Origin of the sequence: Streptomyces sp. NPDC051051, from assembly GCF_040682975.1 — a bacterium.
Lineage (GTDB): Bacteria > Actinomycetota > Actinomycetes > Streptomycetales > Streptomycetaceae > Streptomyces.
Genome location: NZ_JBFBCB010000117.1, coordinates 1 through 4,675 on the forward strand (window position 1 = coordinate 1; position 4,675 = coordinate 4,675).

A 4,675-nucleotide genomic window follows, 5' to 3' on the forward strand; every position below is an offset into this window, starting at 1 on the left:
GGGGGGGGGGGGGGGTGCGCGGCGCGGCGGGCGGCCGGGGGGGCCCCCCGGGCGGGGGGGGGTCACCCCGGGGGGGGGGGGCCGGGGGGCCCCCGCCCCCCCGCGGTGCCCGTCCGGACGGGCACCGCGGTCGCGCGCGTGCCGGTCAGCCGGCGGGGACGACGACCACGGGGCAGTGGGAGCGGTGCAGCAGCGTGGGACCGACCGCGCCGGGGTGCGGTCCCGGTCGTCCGTCGCTCCGGCGGACGCCGATCACGACGACGGCCGCGTCCCGCGTTGCCTCCAGCAGCGCGTGCGCCGGTCCGGTGCGGACCGTGTCCGCGACGACCTCCACCTGCGGGTGCAGGTCGCGCAGCGCGGCCAGGCCGAAGCGGGGCACGGCCTCGTCGGCCCGTTCCCTCCGGACGAGCCGTTCCTGCCCCGGGCTCGTCGCGGGCACGAGCGAGGGCAGTTCGGGCAGGACATGCCGGTGGGCCGGGGTGTGCAGCACCCGCAGCCGGGCACCGCGCCGCCGCGCCTCCTCGAAGGCGTAGTCGGCCACGGCCGCGTCGGCGTCGTCCGGCAGGTGGAGCAGTACGTCCCCACCGCTGCCGTCGGCGTGGTCGCCGCGCACGACGAGCAACGGGCCGTGGGTGTGCGCGGCCACGCGCAGGCTCACCGAACCGAACAGCAGGCCGCCGAACCCTCCGAGGCCCCTGGTGCCCACCACGGTGAGGGCCGCCGAGCCGCTCGCGTCGGCCAGCGCCCGCGCCGCCCCGCTCTCGGCGGCCACGGTCTCCACCGCGAGCGCCGGATGGCGGTCGGCGACGCGGGACACGGAGGACGCCAGCACCGGTGCGGCCTCGTCGCGGTCGGGCACGGCGTAGACCACGCGCAGCGGGCAGCGGCGGCGGGCCGCCTCGTCCGCGGCGCGGTCCAGCGCCCGTACGGAGACGAGCGAGCCGTCCACTCCGACGACCACTCGTTCCCGGACGACCGCTCGTTCCTGGTGCTGATGGTGGTGGGTCATGGCTTCCTCCCCTTCGGCTCCGCCCGACGACTGCGCGGCGGTTCACGGCCGATGCTCGTCCTCGGGCCGGGGCCGGGGCAGGGGCCGGGGGAACCCGGCGGCGCGCCGAACGGCCCCTTCCGCCGTGCCGTCCGGTCCCCGCACGCTCGTCGGGCGCCCCGGTCACCTCACCGCTGTTCCGCCCGCACGGCCACGGAGTCGTGCCGCTGTCCTCCGAGCACGACCTTGAGCGCGCCGGTCTCGGCGGCGTTGCCGAAGACGTCGTACGCCTCCTGCATGCTGTCGAGGGGGAAGGTGTGGGTGACCAGCTGGGAGGTGGGCAGCCGGCCGGCGGCCGCCATCCGCAGCAGGGTGGGCGTGGAGCGGGTGTCGACCAGGCCCGTGGTGATGGTCACGTTCTTGATCCACAGGTCTTCCAGATGCAGCGTCGCCGGCTTGCCGTGGACGCCGACGTTGGCGACCCGGCCGCCGGGCCGGACCATCCGGGTGCACATCTCGAAGGTCTCCGGCACGCCGACCGCCTCGATGACGACGTCGGCGCCCAGGCCGTCGGTGAGGTCGGCGACCAGCTGCTCGGGGGCCTCCCGGGCGTCCGCGACGGTCTCGGCCCCGAGTTTGCGGGCGGCCTCCAGACGGGACGCCGCCACGTCCACGGCGATGATCCGCTCGGGCGAGAACAGCCGGGCGGTGGCGACGGCCGCCAGCCCGACGGGGCCGGCCCCCACGACGACGACGGTGTCTCCGGGACGGACCCGGCCGTTGAGCACGCCCACCTCGTAGGAGGTCGGGAAGATGTCGGCCAGCAGCACGGCGTCCTCGCTGGTCACCGCGCCCGGCAACGGGTGCACGGAGAGGTCGGCGTACGGGACCCGGACGTACTCGGCCTGGGTTCCGTCGATCAGGTGACCGAGGATCCAGCCCCCGCCGCCCCGGCACTGGCCGTACATGGCCTCGCGGCAGTAACGGCACCGCCCGCAGGCGCTGATGCAGGAGACCAGGACCCGGTCCCCCGGCCGCACCGTACGCACGTCGCCGCCGACCTCGACGATCTCGCCGACGGCCTCGTGGCCCAGCACCGTGCCCGGGCGCACCTCGGGTACGTCGCCCTTGAGGATGTGAAGGTCCGTGCCGCAGATGGTGACGGCGTCGACCCGGACGATGGCGTCGGTGGCCTCCCGGATGCCGGGGTCCGGCATCTCTTCCCAGGCGGACTGTCCGGGACCGTGGAATACGTAGCCTTTCATGCCGCACCTCTCGGGTTCTCGCTCCGGAGCGGGAACCCGACCCCTGCGCCGCCGTCGGCGGACGGAGCCCGGCTCCCGCGCACTGCGTTTCTCTCCCCCGCCACCTCCAGCCTGTCCCATGGTCCCGGAATCCGCTTGGGCCGGACGGCCCGCGCGCGCGGAAACGTCCGGAACGCCGGAGCGGCGCACCGCCCGCGGGCGCCGTGCCGCGGAGAGCCCAACGGCCTCTCGGCGGGGCCGGGGCGGGTCCGTTCGGCCCAGGGGAGCCGCCCCCTCGGCCCCTGTCCCGCGCCCGGCTTCGCTGCCACCGTCGAAGAAGGACGAGGACGGGCGAGGAGGTGCCGGCGATGCGCGGCAGCAGGGGTGTGGGAATGCCGTGGCGGAGGCGGGACGATCCGCTGCGGCGCCACGAGGACGTCGTCGAGGCCTGGATCATGCTGGTGCTGTGGACGGTCGTGCTCGTCGGCGGGACCCTCGCCGGGTTCGTGACGGCCCACGCCGCCGCCCAGGCGTCCGCCCGGGAGCGTGCCGAGCGGCACCCCGTCACGGCCGTCGTGCTCGCCGACGTGCCGCGCGCCACGACGGACGCCGGGAACGTCTACCGGATGAGGACCGAGGTGCGCTGGACGGCTCCCGACGGCACCTCGCGGACCGGGCGGACGCCGGTCAGCAGGGGCACCGGGGCGGGCGCGAGGATCACGGTCTGGCAGAACGACCGCGGCACCCTCACCCCGCAGCCGACGGGCGCCACCGAGGGCGCCGTCGAGGCGGCCTTCTTCGGCGCCGGCGCCGCGCTGGCCGTCGCCGGCGCCGCGCTCGGCGTCGGCGCTCTCGCGCGGTGGCGGCTCGACCAGGACCGGCTGGCCCGGTGGGCCGCGGAGTGGGAGCTGATCGGCCCGCGGTGGACCCAGCGGACCGGATGACCGGCGGCGGGCACCGCGCGGCCCCTCGCGGGCCTCTTCACCGGAAGGGGCCGACCGGGCCCGCGGGCGGGGACGCCCGCCGCTGCGCCACGGTCACGCGCGGGTGCTGCAATGAACATCGAGGCGGCCGACCGCCGCCGCGCCCCAGGAGGTGGCGTATGCGCCACGACGACCGCGCGGAGGCCGCATCGCGGCCGACCCGTACTCCGCGGCACCCGTACCGCACCGACGTCGTGACGCCGGGCCCCCCGGACGGGGCCGTGACGGCGCACGAGGCCACCGGACGCCCGGATGCACCCCCGCACACGCCGGCGGCGGGCACTCCGAGTGCGCCCCGCCGACCGGGCCCGGACTCCGGCCCCGTCGGCCCGTCGGGCCCCGTCGGCCGCGCACCGGAGCACCGGGGGCGGCTCGGCCGTCCTGTCCGCCCGCCGCGGCAGCCCGGCCGTGCCGCCGCGGCGGCGGACGAGGCGCCGGTTTTCGCCGATGCGGAAGGTACGCCGGCACGGCTGCGACGGCTCGCCGAGGACGTTCTCCGTGCCAGGAGGTCTCCGCACGATCCCGGTTCCGCGGGCGCCCGCCACCGAACCGCGCCCGGTACCGGCCAGGGCGCGGCGCGCGGGCCGGCCGCGGCCGGTGCGGCCGCCTCGCCGGCGCTCGACGGGACGGCAGCGCGCGGGGGGAGCGCCGTACCGGACGGGCCCTGGCCGCGGGGCGAGGTCGAGGTGCCCGCCGGACCGGTGCGGCTGAGCGGGCGGCTCTCGCTTCCCGCCTCCCCGTGGGCGATGGTGGTTCTGGTGCGCGGCTCGGGCCGTCACGGCGCGCGGGAACAGCGCTTCGCCGACGCCCTGCGCGGACGGCACCTCGGCGCCCTCCTGCTCGACCTGCTCGCCGAGGAGGAACGCACCCCGCACAACGTCCACGACGTCGTCCTGCTGGCCCGGCGTCTGCACGCCGCCTCCCAGTGGCTGCGCCGCGAGATCCCCCTGCCGGTGGCCTACTTCGGTACGGGCACGGGTGCGGCTGCCGCTCTGGAGGCCGCCGCGGGCGACGACATCCGCGCGGTCGTGTCCCGCAGCGGCCGTCCGGACCTGGCCGGGCCGGCCGCGCTCGCCGCGCTCGAGGCTCCGACGCTGCTCGTCGTCGGCGGGCTCGACACGCGGGTGCTCGGCCGCAGCCGGGTGGCGGCCGACTGGATGCGCTGCGAGCACCGCATCGCCGTGGTCCCCGGCGCCGCGCACGCCTTCACCGAACCGGGTGCCCTGAACACCGCGACAGCGCTCGGCCTGGACTGGTTCACCGATCGCCTGCTCCGGCCGGGCCCCGCCATCGCGCGCCCCGGCGCGGCGTGACCGGCCGACGGGCCTGCCGACCGGTCCCGTCGGCGGGTCCGCCCCGCAGGCGGCGCAGGCCCCGGCGGACGACCTGGTGGTCGTCGACGAGCAGCACCTTGATTGCGTCAGCCACCGGGAGCCTCCATCTCGATCGTGGTGCCCTTG

Annotated in this window: 4 protein-coding genes; 2 read left to right on the forward strand and 2 right to left on the reverse strand. The window is 77.5% G+C overall.

Annotation, left to right across the window (positions count from 1 at the left end):
• Positions 1-145: 145 nt before the first annotated feature.
• Both AB0N31_RS36175 and AB0N31_RS36180 read right to left on the reverse strand, forming a co-directional pair.
• A complete protein-coding gene (locus AB0N31_RS36175) occupies positions 146-1,009 on the reverse strand; it encodes a universal stress protein (RefSeq protein WP_366062786.1) in 864 nt (287 codons plus the stop codon).
• Positions 1,010-1,176: 167 nt separating this feature from the next.
• Positions 1,177-2,253: a zinc-dependent alcohol dehydrogenase family protein gene (locus AB0N31_RS36180; protein ID WP_366062787.1), complete on the reverse strand. Its 1,077-nt coding sequence runs from the start codon at positions 2,251-2,253 to the stop codon at positions 1,177-1,179.
• Positions 2,254-2,600: 347 nt separating this feature from the next.
• On the opposite strand from AB0N31_RS36180, the gene AB0N31_RS36185 reads away from it, so the two are divergent.
• On the forward strand, positions 2,601-3,176 hold the full coding sequence (locus tag AB0N31_RS36185) for a hypothetical protein (RefSeq protein ID WP_366062788.1): 576 nt from the start codon (positions 2,601-2,603) through the stop codon (positions 3,174-3,176).
• A gap of 725 nt (positions 3,177-3,901) precedes the next feature.
• Positions 3,902-4,528, forward strand: a complete 627-nt coding sequence (locus tag AB0N31_RS36190; RefSeq protein WP_366062789.1) for an alpha/beta hydrolase — start codon at positions 3,902-3,904, stop codon at positions 4,526-4,528.
• Positions 4,529-4,675: the final 147 nt, after the last annotated feature.